General features: G+C 72.4%; 28 protein-coding genes. 8 read left to right on the top strand and 20 right to left on the bottom strand.

What is annotated here, in order from left to right; all coding sequences use genetic code 11:
* Nucleotides 1-18 precede the first annotated feature (18 nt).
* The 4 genes from hpt to dacB all read right to left on the bottom strand — a co-directional run bounded on the left by hpt (nucleotide 19) and on the right by dacB (nucleotide 4,447).
* Complete coding sequence (hpt, locus tag ACFY7C_RS28135) at nucleotides 19-558, bottom strand: hypoxanthine phosphoribosyltransferase (RefSeq protein ID WP_132917781.1); 540 nt, start codon at nucleotides 556-558, stop codon at nucleotides 19-21.
* Between the two features lie 42 nt (nucleotides 559-600).
* Entirely contained in the window at nucleotides 601-1,641 is a 1,041-nt protein-coding gene (gene tilS, locus ACFY7C_RS28130; protein ID WP_389655525.1) for a tRNA lysidine(34) synthetase TilS, read from the bottom strand.
* A gap of 197 nt (nucleotides 1,642-1,838) precedes the next feature.
* Complete coding sequence (locus tag ACFY7C_RS28125; protein WP_389655523.1) at nucleotides 1,839-2,978, bottom strand: zinc-dependent metalloprotease; 1,140 nt, start codon at nucleotides 2,976-2,978, stop codon at nucleotides 1,839-1,841.
* Between the two features lie 32 nt (nucleotides 2,979-3,010).
* The gene (gene dacB / locus ACFY7C_RS28120; protein ID WP_389655521.1) at nucleotides 3,011-4,447 is read right to left on the bottom strand and encodes a D-alanyl-D-alanine carboxypeptidase/D-alanyl-D-alanine-endopeptidase; all 1,437 of its coding nucleotides are present in this window, start codon (nucleotides 4,445-4,447) and stop codon (nucleotides 3,011-3,013) included.
* Between the two features lie 105 nt (nucleotides 4,448-4,552).
* Between dacB and ACFY7C_RS28115 the strand changes: the two genes are divergently transcribed.
* Both ACFY7C_RS28115 and ACFY7C_RS28110 read left to right on the top strand, forming a co-directional pair.
* Nucleotides 4,553-5,044: an inorganic diphosphatase gene (locus tag ACFY7C_RS28115; protein ID WP_389655519.1), complete on the top strand. Its 492-nt coding sequence runs from the start codon at nucleotides 4,553-4,555 to the stop codon at nucleotides 5,042-5,044.
* Between the two features lie 136 nt (nucleotides 5,045-5,180).
* The gene (locus ACFY7C_RS28110; RefSeq protein WP_389655684.1) at nucleotides 5,181-6,839 is read left to right on the top strand and encodes a threonine/serine exporter ThrE family protein; all 1,659 of its coding nucleotides are present in this window, start codon (nucleotides 5,181-5,183) and stop codon (nucleotides 6,837-6,839) included.
* Nucleotides 6,840-6,871: 32 nt separating this feature from the next.
* Here the strand turns inward: ACFY7C_RS28110 and ACFY7C_RS28105 are convergent, their stop codons facing one another.
* Nucleotides 6,872-7,570 carry a DedA family protein gene (locus tag ACFY7C_RS28105; protein WP_389655517.1) on the bottom strand — a complete coding sequence of 233 codons (699 nt, stop codon included), beginning with the start codon at nucleotides 7,568-7,570 and terminating at the stop codon, nucleotides 6,872-6,874.
* 196 nt (nucleotides 7,571-7,766) lie between these two features.
* Here ACFY7C_RS28105 and ACFY7C_RS28100 point away from each other — a divergent pair, with 196 nt between their 5' ends.
* The 3 genes from ACFY7C_RS28100 to ACFY7C_RS28090 are packed head-to-tail and all read left to right on the top strand — an operon-like array spanning nucleotide 7,767 to nucleotide 10,861.
* Nucleotides 7,767-8,135: a YbjQ family protein gene (locus ACFY7C_RS28100; protein ID WP_389655515.1), complete on the top strand. Its 369-nt coding sequence runs from the start codon at nucleotides 7,767-7,769 to the stop codon at nucleotides 8,133-8,135.
* Nucleotides 8,136-8,144: 9 nt separating this feature from the next.
* Nucleotides 8,145-9,413 carry an ion channel protein gene (locus tag ACFY7C_RS28095; RefSeq protein ID WP_389655513.1) on the top strand — a complete coding sequence of 423 codons (1,269 nt, stop codon included), beginning with the start codon at nucleotides 8,145-8,147 and terminating at the stop codon, nucleotides 9,411-9,413.
* 32 nt (nucleotides 9,414-9,445) lie between these two features.
* Entirely contained in the window at nucleotides 9,446-10,861 is a 1,416-nt protein-coding gene (locus tag ACFY7C_RS28090; RefSeq protein ID WP_389655511.1) for a glutamate decarboxylase, read from the top strand.
* 35 nt (nucleotides 10,862-10,896) lie between these two features.
* On the opposite strand, the gene ACFY7C_RS28085 is transcribed toward ACFY7C_RS28090, so the two are convergent.
* The 7 genes from ACFY7C_RS28085 to ACFY7C_RS28055 all read right to left on the bottom strand — a co-directional run bounded on the left by ACFY7C_RS28085 (nucleotide 10,897) and on the right by ACFY7C_RS28055 (nucleotide 18,037).
* Nucleotides 10,897-12,150 (bottom strand): WD40/YVTN/BNR-like repeat-containing protein, encoded by a 1,254-nt coding sequence (locus tag ACFY7C_RS28085; protein ID WP_389655509.1) that lies wholly within the window; start codon nucleotides 12,148-12,150, stop codon nucleotides 10,897-10,899.
* 141 nt (nucleotides 12,151-12,291) lie between these two features.
* Nucleotides 12,292-13,056 (bottom strand): ABC transporter permease, encoded by a 765-nt coding sequence (locus tag ACFY7C_RS28080; protein WP_389655507.1) that lies wholly within the window; start codon nucleotides 13,054-13,056, stop codon nucleotides 12,292-12,294.
* On the bottom strand, nucleotides 13,053-14,015 hold the full coding sequence (locus tag ACFY7C_RS28075; protein ID WP_389655505.1) for an ATP-binding cassette domain-containing protein: 963 nt from the start codon (nucleotides 14,013-14,015) through the stop codon (nucleotides 13,053-13,055). The genes ACFY7C_RS28080 and ACFY7C_RS28075 overlap by 4 nt, the downstream gene beginning before the upstream one ends.
* Before the next feature lie 89 nt (nucleotides 14,016-14,104).
* Nucleotides 14,105-14,743 (bottom strand): PadR family transcriptional regulator, encoded by a 639-nt coding sequence (locus tag ACFY7C_RS28070; protein WP_389655503.1) that lies wholly within the window; start codon nucleotides 14,741-14,743, stop codon nucleotides 14,105-14,107.
* 100 nt (nucleotides 14,744-14,843) lie between these two features.
* The gene (locus ACFY7C_RS28065; protein ID WP_389655501.1) at nucleotides 14,844-15,392 is read right to left on the bottom strand and encodes a DinB family protein; all 549 of its coding nucleotides are present in this window, start codon (nucleotides 15,390-15,392) and stop codon (nucleotides 14,844-14,846) included.
* Between the two features lie 79 nt (nucleotides 15,393-15,471).
* On the bottom strand, nucleotides 15,472-16,950 hold the full coding sequence (locus ACFY7C_RS28060) for an aldehyde dehydrogenase family protein (RefSeq protein WP_389655499.1): 1,479 nt from the start codon (nucleotides 16,948-16,950) through the stop codon (nucleotides 15,472-15,474).
* A gap of 214 nt (nucleotides 16,951-17,164) precedes the next feature.
* Complete coding sequence (locus ACFY7C_RS28055) at nucleotides 17,165-18,037, bottom strand: helix-turn-helix domain-containing protein (RefSeq protein WP_389655497.1); 873 nt, start codon at nucleotides 18,035-18,037, stop codon at nucleotides 17,165-17,167.
* Nucleotides 18,038-18,384: 347 nt separating this feature from the next.
* Between ACFY7C_RS28055 and ACFY7C_RS28050 the strand changes: the two genes are divergently transcribed.
* Nucleotides 18,385-18,924: an ATP-binding protein gene (locus tag ACFY7C_RS28050; protein WP_389655495.1), complete on the top strand. Its 540-nt coding sequence runs from the start codon at nucleotides 18,385-18,387 to the stop codon at nucleotides 18,922-18,924.
* Between the two features lie 138 nt (nucleotides 18,925-19,062).
* Here ACFY7C_RS28050 and ACFY7C_RS28045 read toward each other — a convergent pair whose 3' ends face one another.
* The 5 genes from ACFY7C_RS28045 to rpmG all read right to left on the bottom strand — a co-directional run bounded on the left by ACFY7C_RS28045 (nucleotide 19,063) and on the right by rpmG (nucleotide 21,317).
* The gene (locus tag ACFY7C_RS28045; protein WP_356698790.1) at nucleotides 19,063-19,275 is read right to left on the bottom strand and encodes a DUF397 domain-containing protein; all 213 of its coding nucleotides are present in this window, start codon (nucleotides 19,273-19,275) and stop codon (nucleotides 19,063-19,065) included.
* A gap of 159 nt (nucleotides 19,276-19,434) precedes the next feature.
* Nucleotides 19,435-19,626, bottom strand: coding sequence for a 30S ribosomal protein S18 (gene rpsR / locus ACFY7C_RS28040; RefSeq protein ID WP_352077289.1), 192 nt, complete (start codon nucleotides 19,624-19,626; stop codon nucleotides 19,435-19,437).
* An 87-nt stretch (nucleotides 19,627-19,713) separates the two neighbouring features.
* Nucleotides 19,714-20,895: a CobW family GTP-binding protein gene (locus ACFY7C_RS28035; protein ID WP_389655493.1), complete on the bottom strand. Its 1,182-nt coding sequence runs from the start codon at nucleotides 20,893-20,895 to the stop codon at nucleotides 19,714-19,716.
* Entirely contained in the window at nucleotides 20,895-21,149 is a 255-nt protein-coding gene (locus tag ACFY7C_RS28030) for a type B 50S ribosomal protein L31 (RefSeq protein WP_389655491.1), read from the bottom strand. Before ACFY7C_RS28030 ends, ACFY7C_RS28035 begins: the two co-directional genes overlap by 1 nt.
* Before the next feature lie 3 nt (nucleotides 21,150-21,152).
* Entirely contained in the window at nucleotides 21,153-21,317 is a 165-nt protein-coding gene (gene rpmG, locus ACFY7C_RS28025; protein ID WP_009192555.1) for a 50S ribosomal protein L33, read from the bottom strand.
* A gap of 75 nt (nucleotides 21,318-21,392) precedes the next feature.
* Here rpmG and rpmB point away from each other — a divergent pair, with 75 nt between their 5' ends.
* Nucleotides 21,393-21,629, top strand: a complete 237-nt coding sequence (rpmB, locus tag ACFY7C_RS28020) for a 50S ribosomal protein L28 (RefSeq protein ID WP_389655489.1) — start codon at nucleotides 21,393-21,395, stop codon at nucleotides 21,627-21,629.
* A complete protein-coding gene (rpsN, locus tag ACFY7C_RS28015) occupies nucleotides 21,629-21,934 on the top strand; it encodes a 30S ribosomal protein S14 (protein WP_389655487.1) in 306 nt (101 codons plus the stop codon). The genes rpmB and rpsN overlap by 1 nt, the downstream gene beginning before the upstream one ends.
* A 45-nt stretch (nucleotides 21,935-21,979) precedes the next feature.
* On the opposite strand, the gene ACFY7C_RS28010 is transcribed toward rpsN, so the two are convergent.
* The 3 genes from ACFY7C_RS28010 to ACFY7C_RS28000 all read right to left on the bottom strand — a co-directional run bounded on the left by ACFY7C_RS28010 (nucleotide 21,980) and on the right by ACFY7C_RS28000 (nucleotide 24,114).
* Nucleotides 21,980-22,879 carry a hypothetical protein gene (locus ACFY7C_RS28010; RefSeq protein ID WP_389655485.1) on the bottom strand — a complete coding sequence of 300 codons (900 nt, stop codon included), beginning with the start codon at nucleotides 22,877-22,879 and terminating at the stop codon, nucleotides 21,980-21,982.
* On the bottom strand, nucleotides 22,876-23,460 hold the full coding sequence (locus ACFY7C_RS28005; RefSeq protein ID WP_389655483.1) for a SigE family RNA polymerase sigma factor: 585 nt from the start codon (nucleotides 23,458-23,460) through the stop codon (nucleotides 22,876-22,878). The genes ACFY7C_RS28010 and ACFY7C_RS28005 overlap by 4 nt, the downstream gene beginning before the upstream one ends.
* 84 nt (nucleotides 23,461-23,544) lie before the next feature.
* Complete coding sequence (locus tag ACFY7C_RS28000; RefSeq protein WP_389655481.1) at nucleotides 23,545-24,114, bottom strand: hypothetical protein; 570 nt, start codon at nucleotides 24,112-24,114, stop codon at nucleotides 23,545-23,547.
* Nucleotides 24,115-24,171 lie beyond the last annotated feature (57 nt).

Raw genomic sequence — 24,171 nt, 5'->3', positions numbered from 1 at the left:
GGTACGGGTTCCCTTGCGTCAGCCGCCGTAGACGTGGGGGGCGAGGGTACCGACGAACGGAAGGTTGCGGTACTTCTCGGCGTAGTCGAGGCCGTATCCGACGACGAACTCGTTGGGGATGTCGAAGCCGATCCACTTGACGTCGATGGCGACCTTGGCGGCGTCCGGCTTGCGCAGGAGGGTGCAGACCTCCAGGGAGGCCGGCTCGCGGGAGCCGAGGTTGGACAGGAGCCAGGACAGGGTCAGGCCCGAGTCGATGATGTCCTCGACGATCAGGACGTGCTTGCCCTTGATGTCGGTGTCGAGGTCCTTGAGGATGCGGACCACTCCGGAGGACTGGGTGCCGGCGCCGTAGGAGGAGACGGCCATCCAGTCCATGGTGACGGGGGTGGACAGCGCGCGCGCCAGGTCCGCCATCACCATCACGGCTCCCTTGAGGACGCCGACGATGAGCAGGTCCTTGCCCGCGTACTCCGCGTCGATCTTCGCGGCCAGCTCGGCCAGCTTCGCGTCGATCTCTTCCTTGGTGATGAGCACCGACTTGAGGTCGGTGCCCATGTCCTTCTCGTTCACCCGGGTCACTTTCGTTGCAGCCTTGCGTCAGCCTTGCCGAATGACCAGTCTGCCACCCTGCCGCCGCGCTTCGACGCGGCCGGGCAGGTTGATGGCTCCCTGGCCGCGCCAGCCGGTGATGAGGCGGTCGAGTTCCTCGATGTGACGGGCGAAGAGGGAGCCGGCGGGGGCGCCCTCGGCGATGACGGCGCGACGCAGGACGCGGCGGCGTACGGCGGGGGGCAGTCCGAAGAGCTTGGCGCATTCGAGGCGGCCGGCTTCGTCGCGTACGGCGGCTTCGACGTCGGCGGCCCAGGAGTCGAGGGCGTCGGCGTCGTCGCGGGAGAGCTGGGCCGTGCGGGCGAGGGCTTCGACGACGCCCTTGCCGAGGGCTTTCTCGAGGGCGGGGAGGCCTTCGTGGCGGAGCCGGGAGCGGGTGTAGGCGGGGTCGCTGTTGTGGGGGTCGTCCCATACGGCGAGTTCCTGGGCGATGCAGGCCTTGCGTACGGTCTGGCGGTCGAGCTCCAGGAAGGGGCGGCGGTAGCGGCGGCCGGTGCCGGAGACGGCGGCCATGCCGGACAGGGAGCGGATGCCGGAGCCGCGGGCGAGGCCGAGCAGGACGGTTTCGGCCTGGTCGTCGCGGGTGTGGCCGAGCAGGACGGCGGTGGCGCCGTGGCGTTCGGCGGCGGCGTCGAGGGCGGCGTAGCGGGCGTCGCGGGCGGCGGCTTCGGGTCCTCCGTCGCGGCCGACGGTGACGGCGATGGCTTCGACGGGGTCGAGGCCGAGTGCGGTCATGCGGTCGGCGACTTCGGCGGCGCGCTGGTCGGAGCCGTCCTGGAGGCCGTGGTCGACGGTGATGCCGCCGGCGCGGACGTCGAGTTTGCGGGCTTCGAAGGCGAGCGCGGAGGCGAGTGCCATGGAGTCGGCGCCGCCGGAGCAGGCGACGAGGACGAGGGGGTGCTCGCCGGGTGTTCCGTGCGGGGTGGTGTCGGGGGTGGGGTGCGGGGTGGTCCGGTGTTCGGTGAGGACGTCGTGGAGTACGCGGCGGACCGCCAGGCGTATCGCCGCGACCGCAGGATGGGGACCCATGTCCGGTGCCCTTCGTGGAGAGAGTGGGGTGCCTCGGTCGGAGTCTTAACGGTCGGAAGTGGGGGTTCGGTCACTGAGAGTGCGTCGATGGTGACAGAACCTGGCCGTTACCCGAGCATTGCACGCCTTACCCGCCGTCTACGGTCCCTCGGATGGGTGATTGGTGGGGTGTTGTTCGGTCATGCGACGCACCTGTCTCAGGAGTCTGCCTTACGGTGCACCCTCGCCACCCAGTCGGCGGGCTTGGCGATCTCGGACTTGGTGGGGAGCGTGTTGGGGGAGGTCCACACGCGGTTGAAGCCGTCCATACCGACCTGGTCGACGACGGCGCGGACGAAGCGTTCGCCGTCGCGGTACTGGCGGAGTTTGGCGTCGAGGCCGAGGAGCTTGCGCAGGGCGAGGTCGAGGCGGGAGGCGCCGCGGGCGCGGCGCTGCTGGAACTTCTCGCGGATCTCGGCGACGGAGGGCACGACGTCGGGGCCGACGCCGTCCATGACGTAGTCGGCGTGGCCTTCGAGCAGGGACATGACGGCGGTGAGGCGGCCGAGGATCTCGCGCTGTTCGGGGGTCTGGACGAGTTCGACGAGGGAGGGGGCGGGTTCGCCCTGTTCGCCTTCGGGGCGGCCGCCGACGAGGGCCTGGGCGGCTTCGCGGAGGCGTTCGACGACGGTGGAGGGGTCGACGTCGGTGGCGGCGAGGAATGACTGGATCTCGCCCTGGAGGTGGTCGCGGAGCCAGGGGACGCCGGTGAACTGGGTGCGGTGGGTCTCTTCGTGGAGGCAGACCCAGAGCCGGAAGTCGTGGGGGGAGACTTCGAGCTCGCGCTCGACGTGGACGATGTTGGGGGCGACGAGCAGGAGGCGGCCGGCGCCGTCGGTGCCGGCGGGCAGTTCGCGGGTGGCGGGGGCGAAGGTCTCGTACTGGCCGAGGATGCGGCTGGCGAGGAACGACAGGAGCATGCCGAGTTCGACGCCGGTGACCTTGCCGCCGACGGCGCTGAGGACGGTGCCGCCGGGGGTGGCGGCGCGGCGTTCCTGCATCTTGTCGAGGAGGGGGGAGAGCAGTTCGCGGAAGCCGGCGACGTTGGCCCTGATCCAGCCGGCGCGGTCGACGACGAGGACGGGTGTGTCCTCCGGCTGGTGGCCGTCGGGGATCATCCGGGTGTAGCCGCGGACGTGTTCCTCGGCGGCTTTGGCGTGTCTGCGGAGTTCGGCGACGACCGCGCGGGCCTCGTCCCTGGTCACCTCGGGGCCCGGGCGCACCAGGCGGGTCGCCGTCGCGACGGCGAGATTCCAGTCGACCATCCCCGATGTGCCTGCACCACCGATGCTCGTCATGCGTCAACCGTACGTTCTCGGCGCGGGTTCGGTCAGGGTTCGGGCGAGTGGCGTGGGGCGAGGGCGGCGGAGAGGCGGTCGAGGGCGGGCTGGGCGGTGGCCGGTGAGCTGGTGCGGCCGGCGAGGAAGGCGAAGGCGAGGAGGCGGCCGTCGGCGGTGACGACGGTGCCGGCGAGGGTGTTGACGCCGGTGAGGGTGCCGGTCTTGGCGCGGACCAGGCCGGCGCCGGAGGCGGTGGTGTCGCTGCCGAAGCGGTCGGTGAGGGTGCCGCTGAAGCCGCCGACGGGCAGTCCGGTGAGGACGGGCCTCAGCTGGGGGCGGGCGGGGTCGGCCGCGCGGGTGAGGATGCCGGTGAGGAGGGCGGCGGTGACGCGGTCGCGGCGGTCGAGGCCGCTGCCGTCGGCGAAGCGGGCGCCGGCGAGGGGGAGGCGGAGGCGGGCGAGCTCGTCGTGGACGGCCTGGGCGGCGCCGGTGAAGCTCGCGGGCCGGCCGTGGGCGAGGGCGGTCTGCCGGGCGAGGGCCTCGGCGAGGTCGTTGTCGCTGTGGGTGAGGGTGCGTTCGACGAGGTCGGCGAGGGGTGCGGAGTCGGTACGGGCGAGGGGCACGGCCCGGTCGCCCTTGGGGGCCTTGCCGGGGGTGGGGGTGTCCTTGACGGTGACGCCGGCCTTGCGGAGGAGCTCGGCGAAGGCGGTGGCGGTGTCGCGGGCCGGGTCGGCGGTGCGGGGGGCGGGTCCGCCGCGGCTGTCGTCGAGGCGGCCGGCGTCGGTCATGAGGGCGCTGACCGGGGCGAGGTTCTCGTTGGGTCCGATGGGGTGGCGGGCGGGGCCGGTGTAGAGGCCGGCGTCGTAGGCCAGTCGTACGGTCGTTGCGCGGCGGGTCTTGAGGGCGCGGGCGGTGGCGTCGGCGAGGGCCGCCAGGCGGGCCCGGTCGAGGGTGGGGTCGCCGCCGCCGACGAGGGTGACGGTGCGGCCGTCGGTGCTCGTGACGGTCGTGGTGGCGATGCGGTGGTCCGGGCCGAGGGCGGAGAGCGCGGCGGCCGTGGTGGCGATCTTGATGGTGGAGGCGGGGGTCATCGGGGTGCCGGCGCCCTCGCCGTACAGCTGCCGGCCGGTGGCGGCGTCGACGACGGAGGCGGTGCGCAGCGGGCCGAGGCCGGGGTCGGCGAGGAGGGGGACCAGGGTGGCGGCGAGGTCGCCCGGTCGGGTGGTCGTGCCGGTGGTCCCGGCGGCTTCGAGGGCGCGGAGGACTCCGGCGGCGCTGGGGGCGGGTGCGGGGCGGCGCGGGGCGGGTGCGGCGGGGGCGCCGGCGTGATGTGCGCCACCTGTCGTTCCGAGGGTGACCGCTCGGGCCCGCTCGGCCTTACGCTGACCCGTGTCCCACGGGCCGGCCGCGGCCACCGCTCCGGCGGCCAGGGCCAGACCGAGTACGGCGGAGCCCGCCACGAGCTGCCAGGTTCTCGGCTCCGGCATGTGATGACCAGCCCCTTTCGCGATCAGGCCCCTGCGTGAGGGACACTTAACCACCGCGCGTCGTCGCGAGCATTGACATGTGTTGATTCAGGAGGAGATCCACCCGTGGAGTTCGACGTTCTCATCGAGATCCCCAAGGGATCGCGGAACAAGTACGAGGTCGACCACGAGACCGGTCGGATCCGCCTGGACCGCCGTCTCTTCACCTCGACCGCCTACCCGACGGACTACGGCTACGTCGAGAACACCCTCGGCGAGGACGGCGACCCGCTGGACGCGCTCGTCATCCTGGACGAGCCGACCTTCCCGGGCTGCCTCATCAAGTGCCGCGCCATCGGCATGTTCCGCATGACGGACGAGGCCGGCGGCGACGACAAGCTGCTGTGCGTCCCGGCGACGGACCCGCGCATGGAGCACCTGCGCGACATCCACCACGTGGCCGAGTTCGACCGCCTGGAGATCCAGCACTTCTTCGAGGTCTACAAGGACCTGGAGCCCGGCAAGTCCGTCGAGGGCGCCGACTGGGTCGGCCGCGCCGAGGCCGAGGCCGAGATCGAGAAGTCGTACAAGCGCTTCAAGGAGCAGGGCGGCCACTGAGGTCCTGCTCGGCTGAGCCTGTGAGGGCGGTGCACCTGCTGAGGTGCGCCGCCCTTCGCGCGTCCATACTGGGCTGGAGTCGGGCCCGTATGGGGTCCGGGCGTGCGGGTACCAGGCCGGAATGAGGGCGAACAGAGTGGTGGCGAGGCCGGACGGGTCCGAGGAGGCTCCGGAGGACCGGAAGCCGCCGTCGGACGAGGCGCGCAGCGCGTTCGTCCCGCCGGCCGGTGTGGAGCCGCCCGAGCCGGTGGAGGAGGAGCACCCGACGTCCGAGTTCGCGCTGCCGGAGGGGCTCGCTCCGGAGCCGCCGGTGGAGCAGGAAGGTTCCGCCTTCGCGCCGCCTTCGACGTACTCGGTCAAGGACTCCCCGCCGGCGTTCACTCCCGCGTACGGCGTCCCGCTGATCAAGATGGCGCAGGACGCGCCGTGGCAGGACCGGATGCGGACCATGCTGCGGCTTCCGGTGGGTGAGCGTCCGGTGCCGGAGGCGCCGCGCAAGGCGGACGAGGCCGGGCCGCCGGTGCCGCGCGTGCTCGACCTGACCCTGCGTATCGGCGAGCTGCTGCTCGCGGGCGGGCAGGGTGCGGAGGACGTCGAGGCGGCGATGTTCGCGATCTGCCGCTCCTACGGTCTCGACCGCTGCGAGCCCACGGTGACGTTCACGCTGCTGTCGATCACGTACCAGCCGTCGCTGGTGGACGACCCGGTGACGGCGAACCGTACGGTACGGCGCCGGGGCACCGACTACACCCGTCTGGAGGCGGTGTACCAGCTGCTCGCGGACATCAACGACCCGGACCACGAGGTGTCGCCGGAGGAGGCGTACCGGCGGCTGGCGGAGATCCGGCGCAACCGGCACCCCTATCCGGGCTGGGTGCTGACGAGCGCGGCCGGGGCCCTCGCGGGGGCGGCGTCGGTGCTGGTGGGCGGCGACGCCACGGTGTTCTTCGTGGCCGCGCTGGGCGCGATGCTGGGCGACCGGCTGGCGTGGCTGTGCGCGGGGCGCGGGCTGCCGGAGTTCTACCAGTTCCTGGTGGCGGCGATGCCGCCGGCGGCGCTGGGGGTGGCGCTGACGATGCTCCACGCGGATCTGCGGCCCTCGGCGGTGATCACGGGTGGCCTGTTCGCGCTGATCCCGGGGCGGGCGCTGGTGGCGGCCGTGCAGGACGGCCTGACCGGCTTCTACATCACGGCCTCGGCGCGGCTGCTGGAGGTCGGCTACTTCTTCGTGGCGATCGTGGTGGGCGTGCTGTCGGTGCTGTACATCGCGGTGCAGTTCGACGCCCAGCTCAACCCGGAGGGGGAGCTCAGTCCGGTCGAGCGGCCGGAGGTGCAGATCGCGGCCTCGATGGTGCTGTGCGCGACCTTCGCGATCCTGCTCCAGCAGTCACGGGCGACGGTGCTGTTCGCGACGCTGAACGGCGGGGTGGCGTGGGTGATCTACGCGTCGATCGCGGTGACCGCGGACGGTTCGACGGTGCTGGCGACGGCGGTGGCGGCGGGTCTGGTGGGCCTGTTCGGGCAGCTGATCGCCCGCTACCACCACACGTCGTCCCTGCCGTACGTGACGGCGGCGATCGGGCCGCTGCTGCCCGGTTCCGCGACCTACTTCGGTGTCCTTGCGATCGCCCAGAACAGGCTGGACCAGGGCTTCACCTACCTGGCGAAGGCGGCGGCCCTGGCCCTGGCGATCGCCATCGGGGTGAACCTGGGAGGCGAGCTGGCCCGCCTCTTCATGCAGGCCCCGACCACGGCGGCGGCCCGCCGCGCGGCGAAGCGGACCCGCGGGTTCTAGCCTGCCGGGGGCCGGTCCGGCCCCCGGCTGCCTCAGCGCTTGGCGTGGCGGCCGCGCTCGGTCGGGGGGTTGGGGGCGCCGGGGGCGTCGTGGCCGTTGTTCTGCTGCTTCTTCGACTGGGAGCGGGCGCGCAGGTACTCGATCACGATCGGGATCACGGAGATCAGCACGATGAGGATGAGGATCGCCTCGATGTGCTTGTGGACGAAGTCCACCTTGCCGAGGGACGCGCCGAGCAGCGTCACGCCCGCGCCCCACAGGACGCCGCCGATGACGTTGAAGATGATGAAGGAGCGGTAGTTCATCCGGCTGACGCCGGCGATGATCGGCGTGAACGTGCGGACGATCGGCACGAAGCGGGCCAGGATCAGGGACTTCGGGCCGTGCTTCTCGAAGAAGTCGTGCGCCTTCTCGACGTTCTCCTGCTTGAAGAGCTTGGAGTCGGGGCGCTTGAAGAGGGCCGGGCCGACCTTGCGGCCGAAGAGATAGCCCACCTGGTCGCCGATGATGGCCGCGGCGACGATCAGCGTGCACACCAGCCACAGCGGCTGGTCCAGCTTGCCGGTGGTGACGAGCAGGCCGGTGGTGAAGAGCAGGGAGTCACCGGGCAGGAAGAAGCCGATGAGCAGTCCGGACTCGGCGAAGACGATGACGAGGACACCGATGAGACCGAAGGTCTGGATCAGATAGTCCGGGTCCAGCCAGCTCGGTCCGAGGGCAAGCGTGTTCACGGGTTCCGGGCTCCTGCGGTCGGTGGGGGCGGGAAGGTCACGTGGGGGATTGTCGTACGGGACTGCCGCCCCAAGCTATCAACGCGGGGTGAACCCGACTGGTTCCACCCGCCTCCCACCCGGCTCCCGCCCGGCCCTCCACCGGATGCGCGCGGGCCCCGAGGGCCCCAGGCTGAGGCGCAGGAGGTGGATGCGCATGAGCATCGACGAGTACGGCGGCGGCCAGGTGGCCCAGTCGGATGTGCTGGTGGTCACCACGAACGACGTGCCGGGACACGACGTACGAGAGGTGATCGGCGAGGTCTTCGGGCTGACCGTCCGCTCGCGGCATCTGGGCAGCCAGATCGGCGCGGGCCTGAAGTCGATGATCGGCGGGGAGCTGAAGGGGCTGACGAAGACCCTGGTGCAGACCCGTAACCAGGCGATGGAGCGGTTGGTGGAGCAGGCGCGGGCGCGCGGCGCGAACGCGGTGCTGATGTTCCGCTTCGACGTCACGGAGGCCGCCGACGTGGGCACGGAGGTCTGCGCCTACGGCACCGCCGTGGTCATCACGCCGCGCGCCTAGGCGCGGCCCGTGGCCATCGACGCACGGGCGCCCGAGGCGCCCGTACGGGTCCTGCTGCCCCAGATCCTGCCCGCGCTCGTGGTGGGGGTGGGGGCGGGGCTGCTGTTCCTGGGGATCAGTGCCCTCGCGGAGAGGTTCCAGGGTGTGCTGTGGGACACCCTGCCGGACGCGCTCGGTGTCGGCGGCCACTCCTCCCTGTGGATCGTCGTCATGCTGACGGCCACCGGAGTCGCCGTCGGGCTGGTGGTCTGGAAGGTGCCGGGGCACGCGGGTCCCGACCCGGCGGCCCTGGGGCTCGGCGGGCCGCCGCTGCCTCCCGGTGTGGTGCCCGGACTGCTCCTCGCGAGCGTGCTGGGGCTGGCCGGCGGGGTGAGCCTCGGGCCGGAGAACCCGATCATCGGCGCGAACGTCGCCCTCGCCTACTGGCTGGGCCGCCGGGCCGCCCCCGCGGTGCCGGGCGCCCTGTGGGTGGCGCTCGCCTCCGCCGGCACGATCGGCGCCCTGTTCGGCACACCGGTCGCGGCGGCGCTGCTGCTGTCGGAGGCACTCACCCGGAAGGCGGGGTCCGGCTCGCTGTGGGACCGGCTGTTCGCCCCGCTGGTCGCGGCGGGGGCGGGCGCCATGACGACGCAGCTGCTCGCCCACCCCAGCTTCGCCCTGGGGCTGCCGACCCTGGCCGACCCCGGCTGGGCCGACCTGCTGGCCGCGATGGCCGTCGCGAGCCTCGCCGCCGTCTTCGGGCTGCTGGCCTGCCACGCCTTCCCGTATGCGCACCGCGCCTTCGGCCGGCTGCGCCATCCGATGCTGATGCTGCCGCTCGGCGGTCTGGTCCTCGGCCTGCTGGGCGCTCTGGGCGGGCATCTGACGCTGTTCAAGGGTCTGGAGGAGGTCAAGGAACTGGCCTCGGGCATCGGCTCCTGGTCGTCGGGCGAGCTGGCGAAGCTGGCGGTGATCAAGCTCCTGGCCCTGCTGGTCGCCGCCTCCTGTGGTTTCCGCGGCGGCCGGATCTTCCCTGCGGTGTTCATCGGTGCCGCGTTCGGGCTGTGCGTCCAGGCCCTGGTGCCGGAGATCCACCCGGCGGTCGCGGTCTCCTCCGGTGTCCTCGGCATCCTGCTCGCCACCACCCGGCAGGGCTGGGTGAGCCTGTTCACGGCCGCCGTCCTCGCCGCCTCCCCGGGGATGCTCGTCGTGCTGTGCCTCGCCTCCCTGCCCGCCTGGCTGATCGTCACCGGCCGCCCCCAGCTCGAACTCGACGAGGACGGCCGCGCCCTGCGCTGAGCCGACACATCCCCTCCCCGGAAGGAGCCCCCGTGGCGCTGCACAAGGGTCCCGACGACCAGGAGAGCGAGCCCTTCCGCCGCCTCGCCCTCAACCCGTTCTACGGCGAGGCCGACCCGGTCGGCGGCATGACCGAGGCCCCGCCCCGGCACCGCCTGCCCGACGGGCCGCTGCCGCCGACGACCGCCTACCGGCTCGTCCACGACGAGCTGATGCTCGACGGCAACTCCCGGCTCAACCTCGCCACCTTCGTCACCACCTGGATGGAGCCGCAGGCCGGGGTGCTGATGGGCGAGTGCCGCGACAAGAACATGATCGACAAGGACGAGTACCCGCGCACCGCCGAGCTGGAGCGGCGCTGCGTCTCCATGCTCGCGCAGCTGTGGAACGCCCCCGACCCCTCGGCCGCCGTCGGCTGCTCCACCACCGGCTCCAGCGAGGCCTGCATGCTCGCCGGCATGGCCCTCAAGCGCCGCTGGGCGAAGCGGAACGCCGACCGCTACCCCGGCGCCCGGCCCAACCTGGTGATGGGCGTCAACGTCCAGGTGTGCTGGGAGAAGTTCTGCAACTTCTGGGAGGTCGAACCCCGGCTGGTGCCCATGGAGGGCGACCGCTTCCACCTCGACCCGGCCTCGGCCGCCGCGCTCTGCGACGAGAACACCATCGGTGTCGTCGCCGTCCTCGGCTCCACCTTCGACGGCTCCTACGAACCCGTCGCCGACATCTGCGCCGCCCTCGACGACCTCCGGGCCCGCACCGGCCTCGACATCCCCGTCCACGTGGACGGCGCCTCCGGCGCCATGATCGCCCCCTTCCTCGACGAGCACCTGGTGTGGGACTTCCGGCTCCCCCGCGTCTCCTCGATCAACACCTCCGGCCACAAATACGGACTGGTCTACCCGGGCGTCGGCTGGGCGCTGTGGCGCACCGCCGCCGAACTGCCCGAGGAGCTCGTCTTCCGGGTCAACTACCTGGGCGGCGACATGCCGACCTTCGCCCTCAACTTCTCCCGCCCCGGCGCCCAGGTCGTCGCCCAGTACTACACGTTCCTCCGGCTGGGCCGGGAGGGCTACCGGGCGGTCCAGCAGACCACCCGGGACGTCGCCCGCGGCCTGGCCGAACGCATCGAGGCCATGGGCGACTTCCGTCTGCTGACCCGGGGCGACCAGCTGCCCGTGTTCGCCTTCACCACCGCCCCCGACGTCACCTCCTTCGACGTCTTCGACGTCTCGCGCCGGCTGCGCGAACGCGGCTGGCTCGTCCCCGCCTACACCTTCCCCCCACACCGGGAGGACCTGTCCGTGCTGCGCGTCGTCTGCCGCAACGGCTTCTCCGCCGATCTGGCGGGCCTCCTCGTCGAGGACCTGAACCGGCTCCTTCCCGAACTACGGCGCCAGCCGCACCCCTTCACCCAGGACAAGGACGCCGCCACCGCCTTCCACCACTGAACCGCCGCCCGCCGGACCACGCGCCCGAAAAGGCCCTACGCGCCGCCGACCGGGTCCTCGCAGGCCAGCCGGAACTCCGACCAGCGCACCCCGTCCCGCGTCGTCGCATAGGCGCAGCGGTCGCCGCCCTCCCGCAGCAGCCCGATCCCGGTGCGCCGCACCCAGGAGGAGCCCCACTCCGTGGCCCGGAAGGTGCGGCCGCCGTCCCCGCTCGCGTACACCCTCGGCTCCGCGTCGACCCGCACCCGGCCGCCGGGACCGGGCACCGGCAGGCCCATGAGGCTGCGCGGCTCCGCGACGGGACCGGTGGTCCACACGCGGGTCCAGGTGCGGCCGCCGTCGGGCGAGCGGTGCAGGGCCCGCAGCGGGTTCTTCACCGGCTCGCCGCCCTCCAGCTCCCCCAGCTCGGCCGCGTACACCGCGTCCGGGCCGACCGCGACCACGGCACCGCGGGCGGGAAGGGTGCCCGTGCCCGTAACCGAGACCGAGATCGGCAGCGGGCTCGGCGTCCAGCTGCGGCCCGCGTCCCGGGAGACGGCCAGCGCGAGCCTTCCGGTGACGGGGTCGGTGCCCGAGGCCCACCACGAGCCGTCCGGCTCCGCCACGGCCGCCGGCCACGGGTGCGCCCCGAGCGCCGGCACCCGGGCCAGTGCCCGGCGCCGCCCGTCCTGCGGCGAGATCACGACCAGCCGCTCGCGGGCACACTCGTCGGGCGAGGCACCGGCGGGCGCCACGCACGCCGTGGTCAGGACCGCGCCGACGGGTATCAGCGGGGTCGTGCCGACCGTGCGCCGGTCGACCGCGCGCCAGCTGCGGCCCCCGTCCCCGGTGAACCAGGTCCGCTCCGGCTCCTCCCCGCCGCCGTCCTCGATCAGGGCGCGCCCAGGACCGAGCACCGTCAGCCCCGCCGAGACGCCCCGCGACGGCGGTATCTCCGGCAGCGGCGACCGCCGCAGCGCCCAGGACCGCGCGCCCCGGTCGAGGACGGCGACCTGCTGACGGCAGAAGCCGCTCGCCGGCCGTGCCTCGTCCGTCACGCACTGGACCAGCAGCACGAAGCCGCTGCCGTCGGCGGCGAATCCCAGGCTGTGCGCCCACCCGGGAAGCCCCGGCGCGGACGGTATCCGCGCCGGAGCCCCGTACGGCCCCGACGCCGGACCACCGGACGGCCCGCCGGACCCTCCCGACGGCCCACCTGTCGGGCCGGCCGGCCGGGGCGGTGACCCCGTGCAGGCGGCGAGCACCAGCAGAAGCAGGGCGGCACAGGCCGCCGTCCAGGAACCGCGCATCGAACTCCCCCTGTCCCTCGGTCCGTTCGCGGAGAAGACCCGCTGCCTCTGTTACACCGCTCACCGCCTCCGGGTTCCCACCTCCGCCCCGCTATTTCCCGAAGCAGTTTCCCGAAGCCGTTTCGCGAGCCCTTCCCGCGGCTATTTCCCGAGCCGGCCGAACCTCCGTACCGCCAGCGGGAAGAACACCGCCGTCAGCACCAGCGGCCACAGCACCGCGGCGCCCACCCAGCCCGGCTCACCGCCCGGGCCGCCGCACAGGTCCCGTACCGCCGTCGCCGTCGCCGACATCGGGTTCCACTCCACCACCGCGCCCAGCCAGCCCGGCATGGCGTCGGGCGAGGCGAACGCGTTGGAGAGGAAGCCGACCGGCCAGACCAGGATCTGCACCGCCTGCACCAGTTCCGCGCGCCCCGCGACCAGGGCCAGGTAGATCCCGATCCACAGCATCGCGAACCGCAACAGGAGCAGCAGCCCCATCGCCCCCAGGAAGGCCGCGAGGCCCCCGTGCGCCCGCCAGCCGATCGCGTGGCCGACGCCCGTCATCAGGAGCAGGCCCACCGTCGACTGGAGCATGTCGGCGGCGGCCCGCCCCACGAGCACGGCACCGTCCGTCATCGGCATGGACCGGAAGCGGTCGATCACACCCTTGTTCAGGTCCCGCGTCACCGCCGTCATGGTGCCCTCGAGCCCGAACACCATGGTCAGGGTGAGCATGCCGGGCACGAGGAAGTCGACGTAGTCGCCCTCGATCGCCCGCCCGCCGCCGACCAGATAGCCGAACATCAGCAGCATCATGACCGGGAACACGAGCCCGACCACGACCTGCACGGGCTGCCGCGCCCAGTGGGCCAGCTCCCGCCGGGTCATCGTCCAGCAGTCGCTCACCGCGTACGCCGCGCTCATGCCGCCACCTCCGTCTCGCGCTCACCGGTCAGATGCAGGAAGACCTCGTCGAGCGTCGGCCGCCGCAGCGCGATGTCCTCCGCCTCGATCCCGGCCGTCTCCAGGGCCCGTACGGTCTCCGCGAGGGAGGCCATCCGGTCGTCCACGGGCGCGCTGACGCGCCGCCGGTCGGGGTCGACCTCCGCCTCGCCGGGGCCGAAGGGGAGCACCTTCACCGCCTCGTCGAGCCGCGCCCCGTCCCGTACGACCACGTCGATGCGGTCCCGGCCGACCCGGGTCTTCAGTTCGCCCGGGGTGCCGTCGGCGACCACCCGGCCGCGGTCGACGACCGAGATCCGGTCGGCGAGCCGGTCGGCCTCCTCCAGGTACTGGGTGGTCAGCAGCACCGTCGTCCCGCCGCCCACCAGGGAGCGCACGGACTCCCACACCTCGCCCCGCCCGCGCGGGTCGAGTCCGGTGGTCGGCTCGTCGAGGAAGAGCACCTCCGGATCGGTGATCAGCGACGCGGCCAGGTCGAGCCGCCGCCGCATGCCGCCGCTGTACTGCCGTACGGGCCTGCGGCCCGTGTCCGCGAGCCCGAAACGCTCCAGGAGCTCGTCCGCACGGCGCCCCGCGCCCCGCGCCCCCAGGTGGTGCAGCCGCCCGAACATCTCCAGGTTCTGCCGGCCGGACAGGTCCTCGTCGAGGGCCGCGTGCTGGCCGAGCAGTCCGATCCGCCGCCGGACCTCTGCTGCCTCCCGGCGTACGTCGTGGCCGGCGACCCGCACCACGCCCTCGTCGTGGCGGAGGAGGGTGGACAGGACCCGTACGGTCGTGGTCTTCCCGGCACCGTTGGGGCCGAGCAGGCCGTGCACCGTGCCGCGCCGGACGGCCAGGTCGAGGCCGTCGAGCGCCTTCTTCTCGCCGTAGCGCTTGTGCGCGCCCTCCATGAGGATCGCGTGTTCCGCGTTCACTGACATACCCGTTCCTCCCGAAAAACCCGTAGTCAAATTTGACCACTCGCCCGCGCCGCGAGGTTATGCCCGGAGATCGGGTTAGTCAAACTTGATTAGCCGTCCTGATGGGAAGCGCCCGTCGCGTACGGGTTCTCCTGGCCGTCCGCGAGGATTCCGACGAAGGGCTCGCCGCCCTCCCCCGCGAAGGAGTACGCCCCCGCCTCGATCCGGTCGATCAGGCCCAGGGTCCACTCCCGGCCCGCGTCGGCCGAGTGCACCCAGAGGTGCATGATCTCCCCGATGTGGCCGAGCTGCTCGGGCCCGCCCTCCGGCGTGTAGTACTCGGTGACCGACGCACGCCACGCGTCCAGGCCCCGCACCCGGGCCCGCAGCAGCTCCACGGCCTCCGCGCGCGGGAGGTCCACGATGAAGCCGATGGCCGAGGAGAGCACGTCCATCTGCTGGTCGTACGTGGACAGGGCCTCGCGCAGCAGCCGGAGGTACTCCTCCCGGCCCGCGTCCGTGATCTCGTACTCGACCCTCGGCGGGCCGCCCGCCGTGCTCGGCGCGATCTCGTCGGCGGCCAGCAGTCCCTGCTTCGCCATCTGCTTGAGCGCGTGGTAGATCGAGCCGGGCTTGGCGTTGGACCACTCGTGCGCACCCCAGAACTCGAGGTCGTTGCGCACCTGGTAGCCATGGGCGCGGCCGTGCTGCTTGACCGCACCCAGGACGAGAAGACGGATCGCTGACATGCTCCGAGTCTAGTGAGGCACTGGTCAACCTTGACTAGGCCCCGCCGACCCGACCCTGACGGGAAGGCGGGCCCCGACCAGGAAGAGGCCCACCGGTTCGCTAGCTCTTGGCCGCGGCCTTCTCCAGCTCGATCAGCTCGAAGGACGCCTTGCCGTCCAGGGACTCCCGCACGATGTCCGCGTGCCCGGCGTGCCGGCCCATCTCCTGCACCAGGTGGAGCAGCATCCAGCGGACCGAGACCCGACCGTCCTTGGGGAACCAGGGCGCCGGCGGCAGCGGGAAGGTGTCGTCCAGGCTCGGCACGCTCCGGACGAACTCCTCGGTCTCCTTGGCCACGCCCTCCCAGAAGGCCAGCGTCTCCGGGACGGTCTCGCCGTCCACGAGCCGGAAGGCCTCGCCCCAGGTCTCCTGGGTCCGCTGCCGCTCGTTCGGCCGCTGCTGGGCGAGCCGCAGCCAGTTCAGCTCGACCTCCGCGCAGTGCTTGATCAGCCCGGAGAGGGAGAGCTCGCTGGCGCTGGGGCGGGCCGCCGCCTGCTCCTCGCTGAGCCCGTGGGAGGCCCGGACGATCGCGGCCCGCTGCACCTCGATGAAGTTGAGGAACGCGCCGCGCTCGTCACCGGGAGCCTCCGAGGGAACAAGAGCAACCATGGTGTCCGCCTTCCGTACGGGCTTACGTGAACCTTCTCGACACCGACCACGCTACGGACCCTTGCGGACAGCCACGGTCCTAAAAGGGAAACCGGCTGCGCCCGTGCTGGATCGAGATCCACTTCTGGGTGGTGAACGCCTCGATCATCGCGTCGCCGTTGAGCCGGCCGACGCCCGACCGCTTCTCGCCGCCGAACGGCACGATCGGCTCGTCGTGCACGGTCCCGTCATTGATGTGGATCATGCCGGTGTGGATGCGCCTGGCGATCCGCACGCCCCGCTCGATGTCGCCCGTGTGCACGGCGCCGCTCAGTCCGTACGGGGTGTCGTTGGCGATCCGCACGGCCTCGTCCTCGCCGTCGAACGGCACGATCAGGGCGACCGGCCCGAAGATCTCCTGGCCGAGGACGGGCGCGTCGGGGGCGATGCCGGTGAGGACGGACGGGGAGACGAGGCTGCCGTCGACCGAGCCGTGCAGCAGGGCGGTCGCGCCGGCGGCGACGGTCTGGTCGACGAGCGAGGAGACCGCCTCGGCGTGCTGGGAGTTGATGAGCGGGCCGATGTGGGTGGCGGGGTCGGCCGGGTCGCCGACCCGCAGGGTCCTCACCTTGGCGACGAACTTCTCGGTGAACTCCGCCTCCAGGGTGCGGTCCACCAGGATGCGGTTGGCGGCCATGCAGACCTGCCCCTGGTGCACGAAACGGCTGAAGACCGCCGCGTCCACCGCGTAGTCGACGTCGGCGTCGTCGAGGACGATCAGGGCGCTGTTGCCGCCGAGTTCGAGCACCGCCTGCTTGAAGTGCTGCGCGCAGACCGTGGCGACGTGGCGGCCGGTGCGGTCGGAACCGGTGAAGGAGATGACCTTGGGAACCGGGTGGGTGAGGAGGGCGTCGCCGATCTCGGCGATGTCGGTGACGACGACGTTGAGCAGCCCGGCGGGCAGCCCGGCGTCCTCCAGGACCTTCGCGACCAGGGTGCCGCCGCAGACGGGGGTGTTCTGGTGGGGCTTGAGCACGACGGCGTTGCCGAGGGCGAGGGCAGCGGCCACCGACTTGATCGACAGCAGGAACGGGAAGTTGAAGGGGGAGATGACGCCGACGACGCCGACCGGGAGGCGATAGACCCGGTTCTCCTTGCCGTCCACCGGGGAGGGCAGGATGCGGCCCTCGGGCCGCAGCGCCAGCTGGATCGCCTCGCGCAGGAACTCCTTGGCCAGGTGCAGCTCGAAGGCGGCCTTCAGCCGCGTCCCGCCGAGCTCGGCGACGATCGCCCCGGCGATCTCCTCCTCGCGGTCCTCGACGATCCGCAGCGCCCGCTCGAAGACGAGCCGGCGGGTGTACGGGTTGGTCTCGGCCCACGCGGCCTGGGCACGCTCGGCCGCCCGGTAGGCGCGGTCGACCTCGCCGGCGGTCGCGACGGTGATGGCGGCCAGCTTCTCCCCGGTGTAGGGGTTGAAGTCGATGATGTCCCACGAGCCGCTGCCGGGCTTCCACTCCCCGTCGATGTACTGGTGGGCCAGCTCGGTGAAGTAGTCCCTGGACGAGGAGGACGCTGCCATGGAACGAGACCCCTTACCCGCGGTGGCGGACGTCGGCACGGACGGCTGCCGCTGTCACAGCCGCCTCACTGATGTCTCGTCATCGTACTGACGTATCACCAGAGTTGTAGGGCCTGTGGACAAGGGACTCGGGACCTCGAAGGGACCTCGCGTCTTCGAAGGGACCTCGCGCCCTCGAAGGGACCACGGGTCTTCGAAGGGACCACCAGGCTCCTCAGGAGAGCTGGATGAGCCCCCGGAGCAGATCGCGGCTCTCGGCGGGGTCCGGGCTGTCCTCCTGCAGCCGCTCCATCACGCGCGCGTACTGGGCGACCTCCTCGCGCTTGTCGAGGTAGAGGGCGCTGGTCAGCTGCTCCAGGTAGACGACGTCGGAGAGGTCGGACTCGGGGAAGCTCAGCATGGTGAAGGCGCCGCTCTCGCCGGCGTGACCGCCGAAGCTGAAGGGCATGACCTGGAGCGTGATGTTGGGGTGCTCGGAGACCTCGATCAGATGCCTCAACTGCCCCCGCATCACCGACCGGTCGCCGTACGGGCGGCGCAGCGCGGCCTCGTCGAGGACGGCGTGGAAGTGCGGCGCGTTCTCGGAGACGAGGACCTTCTGGCGCTCCAGGCGCAGCGCGACCCGGCGCTCGATCTCGGCGCGCGTGGCGTCGGGCATGCCGCGGGTGACGACGGCGTGGGCGTAGGCCTCGGTCTGCAACAGGCCGTGGACGAACTGGACTTCGTAGACACGGATGAGGGAGGCGGCGCCCTCCAGGCCGATGTAGGTCTGGAACCAGCCCGGCAGCACGTCGCCGAAGCTGTGCCACCAGCCGGCGACGTTGGCCTCGCGGGCCAGGCCGAGGAGCGAGCCGCGCTCGGCCTCGTCGCTGACCCCGTAGAGCGTGAGCAGGTCCTCGACGTCCCTGGCCTTGAAGCTCACCCTTCCCAACTCCATACGGCTGATCTTGGATTCGGACGCCCGGATCGAATAGCCGGCCGCCTCCCGGGTGATGCCACGGGACTCACGCAGTCGCCTCAACTGCGAGCCCAGCAGGATGCGGCGCACCACACTCCCGCTCGCCCCGCTCGATTCGCCTGCCGTCACGGCTCCAGCCTCCCCTTCGCGGTGCTGCTCTCGCTCTCGAGCCCCCGTCGAGCCCCGGATTCTGCCACTAAACGCTTCAGCGCGTACACATTCGATTACGGATAGACGGCGGGTTCCGGGCACCCTCCACGCGATCGGTGGACGACTTATGCACAGATTCCGCACGTCGACGGACAGGTCCGGCGCGTGCACGTGCATCTGCCCTTGCATCCCTTGGATGCATTCGGAACCATGGTGCTCGCGCAGCCGCGTACTCGCGCGGTGCCGCACCGCTTTTCGCACGTCGCCACACCGCCTTGTCGCACCGCCTTGTCGCACCACCGCCGCGATTCCCGGGAGTGCCTCGCATGGGACCGAATGGATCGACCATGCTCGAGCCGTTACGGCAGGGGCTTCCGCCGATCGATCCCGCGACCGTCTCCAACTCGGCCTCCTGCGCCCTGCCACCCCGCTACGAAGCGGTGCGCGGCGCGCGGAAGTTCACCAGCCAGACGCTCAGCAACTGGGATCTCGCCGACCGTTTCGACGATGTCGCCCTGGTCGTCTCCGAGCTCGTCACCAACGCGCTGCGCCACGCGCTGCCCGCGGAGGCGGGGGCCGGGGCCGGGGCGGGAGCGGCGGACGGGAGGGACCGCGGTGCCGAGGAAGGCCTGAATCCGCCCGTCCGGCTGCACCTGATGCGCTGGGCATCGCGCCTGGTGTGCGCCGTGCGCGACCCCAGCCGCGAGAGCCCGGAGGCGCGGCAGGGCGAGGAGGACTTCGCCGCCGAGTCGGGGCGCGGGCTGTTCCTGGTGGAGTCGTTCAGCGACAGCTGGGGCTGGCACCCGCTCGCGGGCACGCTTCAGGGCAAGGTGGTGTGGGCGCTGTTCCGGCTGGGCCCGGAGTAGCGCCCGCGGAACCACCCGCTGCACCCCATGACGTACGGCAGGGAACGGAAGGGCCCCGGTGGCGGTCGCCACCGGGGCCCCTTTCGTCCGCCTCGTATGCCTCGTATGCCTCGTATGCCGGCGCTCACGGCGGGGCCCTCAGACCAGGTGGTCGAACTCCCCGTCCTTCACGCCCAGGATCAGCGCCTCTATCTCGGCGGGCGTGTAGACGAGCGCGGGCCCGTCGGGATGGCGCGAGTTGCGCACGGCGACGTTCCCTCCGGGAAGTTTCGCGAACTCGACGCAGGAGCCCTGGGAGTTGCTGTGCCTGCTCTTCTGCCACACGACACCACGAAGCTCCGTGGCCGCCATGCCGTTGTACGCGTGGTGCGCGTGATGCACTGGTAGCTCCCCGAGAAGTGTGGTGCAGGTGTCAACTTCCTCGGATCATAGCTGTGTTCATATGCCGATGCGTGGGCATATGCATGAGCAGATGCACGTGCACGGGGGGTCGCGTAGTGACTACGCGACTCAGCGTGCTACCGACGAGTACGGCAGCAGCGCCATCTCCCGGGCGTTCTTGACGGCACGGGCGATCTGCCGCTGCTGCTGGGCGGTCACCCTGGTCACCCGACGGCTCCTGATCTTCCCCCGGTCGGAGATGAACCTCCGCAGCAGGTCGGTGTCCTTGTAGTCGACGTACGTGATGCCGGCGGCGTCCAGCGGGTTGGGGCGAGCGGCGCCGGACCTGCGCCCGGCCTTGCCGGTCTTCGAAGGCTTGGGCGCCTTGGGGGGCTTGGGGGACACGGGTCAGACCTCCAGGAGGGTGTCGAAGTCGGACGGCAGCCGCTTCCAGGCGTCGCGCCCGGCGGCGTACTCGGCGTCGGTGAGCAGGCAGGAGTCGAGGAGCTCGGCCAGGCCCTCACGGTCCAGGCCGGGCGAGGTGAAGACGAGGTGCTGGCAGCGGTCGCCGTGCTCCGGGTGCCAGTCGAGCGCGGCGGCGGCCCGGCGCATCGGCGGGACCATCTCCCAGGCGGCGTCGGGCAGCGAGGCCAGCCACGGCCCGGCGCTCTCCACGCACAGCGCGCCGCCCGCCGCGTCCCAGCCGAGCAGCGTGTCCGGACGGTCGGCGAGGTAGAAGCGGCCGCGGCTGCGGGCGGCCGCACAGGTCAGGTCCTCCAGCGCGGCGTACAGCCGGCCGGGATGGAAGGGCCGGTGGTGGCGCCAGACGAAGGTGGCGACGCCGTGCTCGTCAGCCTCCTGCGGCAGCCGCGCGCACGACGGGTGCTGGGCCGCGGCGGCGGCCTCCACGTCGAAGCCGGCGAGCGCTGCGGCGGCGAGGGCGCCCGGCTCGTCCACCGGGACCCGCAGGGCGGTCGGGTGGAGCTGGGCGAGCAGGGCGCGGTCCTCGTCGTCGGCCTCGGGGCTGTCGACGACGGCGAGCACGGGCGCGTACTCCAGCTGGCGCGCCCAGGTGTCGGCGACGGTCCGCTGGTCGGTGGCGGCCGCGGCGAGGCCGGCGTCGGCGAGGTCGTCGCCGTTGCCGAGGTACGGAAGGAGCAGGGCCGGGTCGACGGCGGTGACGACGCCGCCGATGCGCAGCCCGGCGGCGGCGACCACCTCGGCCATCGCCTTGGGCTCGACGGAGTCCCACAGTTCGACGACCGCGAGCCGGGTGCGGCCGGCGGGGGCGCCGTCGGCGAGCCGCTCCAGCTCGGGAACGAGGTCCTCGCGCAGGGCGCAGCAGGCGCAGTCGTTGACGAGCGGTGTCTCGCCGGTGGAGAGCGGGCCGCCGGCGTCGCGGACGGTACGGGTGACGGTCCCGGTCCGCGGCGCCGTGGACAGGTCGTGGTGCAGGGCCACGCTGCCGGGGACGGCGGCGAGCAGCCGGTCCACGGCGGCGCGGCGGGCGTCGGAGTGGAGTCCCCCGACGAGGACGACGGAGAAGGGGGGCGACGAGGCGGGCGGTGAGGCCCCCGGCGGTACGGACATCAGCGGGCCTCGCGCCGTCCGTAGCGCTTCTCGAAGCGCTCCACGCGGCCGGCGGTGTCGAGGACGCGCGCCGTGCCGGTGTAGAAGGGGTGGCTCGCCGAGGAGATCTCGACGTCGACGACGGGGTAGGTGCGGCCGTCCTCCCACTCGACCGTCTTGTCGCTGGTCATGGTCGAGCGAGTGAGGAAGGCGAGGCCGCCGGCCCGGTCGCGGAAGACGACGGGGCGGTAGTCGGGATGGATGCCGGGCTTCATGGCTCAGCGCTCCTCTCGGAAGTCGACGTGCCGGCCGACGACCGGGTCGTACTTGCGCAGGGTGAGACGGTCGGGGTCGTTCCTGCGGTTCTTGCGGGTGACGTAGGTGTAGCCGGTGCCGGCGGTGGACCGGAGTTTGATGACGGGTCGGAGTTCGTTGCGGGCCATGGTGTGTACAGTAAATGAAAACGATTCCCATTACCAATGCCTTCTCGTGGAGGCCCTGGAGAGGTAGGTCACCCCTTGTCCGCCCACTGCCAGCTCACCGGAGCGCAGCCCGGCTTCGGCAACCGCGTCTCGCACTCCCACCGCCGCACCTCCCGCCGCTTCGACCCCAACATCCAGCGCAAGCGCTACTGGCTGCCGAGCGAGGGCCGGTACGTCCGGCTCACCCTCAGCGCCCGCGCGATCAAGACCGTCGACACCATCGGCGTCGAGGCGGCCGTGGCCCGCATCCGCGCCCGGGGGGTGAAGGTCTGATGGCCAAGGCGAGCAAGATCGCGCGCAACGAGCACCGCAGGGCCGTCGTCGCCCGCTACGCGGTGCGCCGCGCCGCCCTCAAGGCGATCATCCGCGACCGCTCCGTCCCGGAGGCCGAGCGCGAGGCCGCCGCCCGCGAACTGCGCCGTCAGCCGCGCGACGCGAGCCCGACCCGCGTCCGCAACCGGGACTCGGTCGACGGCCGCCCGCGCGGCCACCTGCGCAAGTTCGGCCTGTCCCGGGTCCGCGTACGGGAGCAGGCGCACGCCGGTTTCCTGCCGGGGGTGCGCAAGTCGTCCTGGTGAGGCCCGGACAGGGGGCGGGGAGCGGGGGTCGTGGGTCGTGGGGGGCTACGGGGTGCCGGGGGAGCCGTCGAGCCCGGCGAGGCGCTTGCCGGTGCGGTCGTAGAGGGCCACGTCCGGGGTGCTGCCCGGGTCCTTCCCCGAGGGAGGGGTGTACGCGTACCAGACACCCCACCCCGGGCGGCCCGGCAGCTCCAGGAGGGCCGCGGCGATCGTCCGGCCGTCCGCGTCGGTCAGTTCCACCCGGCCCACCGCTCGGGTGCCGTAGTAGAGACCGGAGTTGAAGAGGCCGGACGGGCCGCCTTCCGACTGGTGCGAGACGCCCGGCTCGGACGTCCTCACGTTGCCGTCGACGACGCTGCGGAAGTTCTCGTCGCCCTCGGGCCCCGACCAGTGCTTGCCGTCCTCGGTCAGCCACAGCCGCCGGCCGCGGCCGGCGTCCACCCGCTCGCCGGACCGGACCACGCGGACCTCGGTCACCGGCGGCCGCGCGACGGCCGTGGGCAGCGGCGGTACGGGCGGGACCAGCGGGTCGACCGGGCCGTGCCCGGCCGGCTGCACCGGCCGCTGGCCGGGCACGGGCAGGGTCAGCGCCGCCACCGTCGCCGCGCCGGACACCGACAGCACCGTCAGGGCCACCAGCGCCACCGCGCGGCGCCGCCGGTGGGCCCGTCCGCCGCTGCGGACGGCCGCGAGGGGCACGGGCCCGGGCGTGATGTCGAACGCGGTCCGCGCGAACGCCGCACGGAGACGGTCCTCCACGTCCGGGTCGAACACGTCGGTCGCGTCGGTCGCGTCGGTCGTGTCGGTCGTGTCGGGTGCGTCGGTCGTGTCGGTCGTGTCGGTCGTGTCGGTCGTGTCGGGTGCGTCCTTGTCGGGCACGTCGTCCGGATCGGGGACGTCCGGATCGGCGCCGGGGGCGGACGCGGCGCCGGGCTCGGGGGTCATGGTCGGGCTCCGGTGGGGGTGAGGGGGGCTGTGGGAGCGGAGGAGGGGCGGTGGGGAAGGGTGAGGCCGGGGTGGGCCCGCAGAGCGGCGAGTCCGCGCCGGGCATGCGTCTTGACCGTACCGATCGAGCAGTTGAGCACCGCCGCGATCTCCGGCTCGGTCAGGTCCTCCCAGTACCGCAGGACCATCACGGCCCGCTGCCGCGCCGGCAGGTCGGCGAGCGCCGCGAGGAGCGCGGTGCGTTGCTCGACCGCGTCCGCGTGGCCCGCGTGGGCGTGCCGTACGGACTCGGGAAGCACCGGCGTCAGCAGGTGCACCACCCGCTTCCGGCGGAGGCGGCTGAGGTTGTTGTTGATCAGGGCCCGGCGCACATAGAGGTCGATCTCCTCGCGCGGGACCCGGCGCCAGCGGCCGTACACCTTGGCGAGCGTCGTCTGCACCAGGTCCTCGGCCTCGTGGAAGTCCCCCGTCAGAAGCTGTGCCGTACGCACCAGCCGGGGCCAGGCGGCGACGGCGAACGCGGCGAAGCCGTCGTCCTCGTCCTCGCCGGCGGACTCCTGCGGTGCGGGCTGGTACGACACGGTGAAGGACCTCGGGCTCGCTGAGGGAAGGAGGCAGGGCCCGCCCCGTGCCGGGCCCTGCCGTGGAACACGCACGACCGGCCGTCAGGCGTTCCAGCCCGGCAGCTCGGCGAGCAGCCGTCCGTTGCGGTCGTGGAGCGCGACGGAGGCGCCCCCGTCGTTCTCCGGCCCGGTGTGCGCGTACCAGACGCCCCAGCCGGGACGTCCGGGCAGTTCGAGCAGGGACGCCGTGGTCCTCGTGCCGTCCGTGCCGGTCAGGACGACCTTCCCGACCTTCTTGGTGCCGTAGTAGAGGCCGGAGTGGAAGACGCCGGCCGGGTCGCCCTCCGACTGGTGGCTGACGCCGGGCCGGGACAGGTCGATGTTGCCGTCGACGACGCTGCGGAAGTTCTCGTAACCCTCGGGTCCTGACCAGTGCTTGCCCTCCTCCGTCAGCCACACGGTCCAGCCGCGGCCGGCGTCCACGCGCTCGCCGGACGCGACGACGCGGACGGAGGACGCGGGGGCGGTGAGGGCGGAGGGGCTGGAGGATGCGGAGGGGGCGGTGGATGCGGTGGATGCGGAGGGGGCGGTGGCGGGTGCGGCGACGGCGGGTGCGGCGAACGTGGCGCTCACGGCCACGACCACGGCCGCGGCTGGCAGGTACTTCTTCATGCGCTTGCTCCTGGATCTGGGGTCGCGATGAGACGAAGAGCGGCTCTCATCCCTTCC

Source organism: Streptomyces sp. NPDC012769, from assembly GCF_042901205.1.
In the GTDB taxonomy this organism is placed as follows: Bacteria; Actinomycetota; Actinomycetes; order Streptomycetales; family Streptomycetaceae; genus Streptomyces.
The sequence above is the reverse complement of the archived record's forward strand: the minus strand, read 5'-3'. Positions and strand labels throughout refer to the sequence as shown.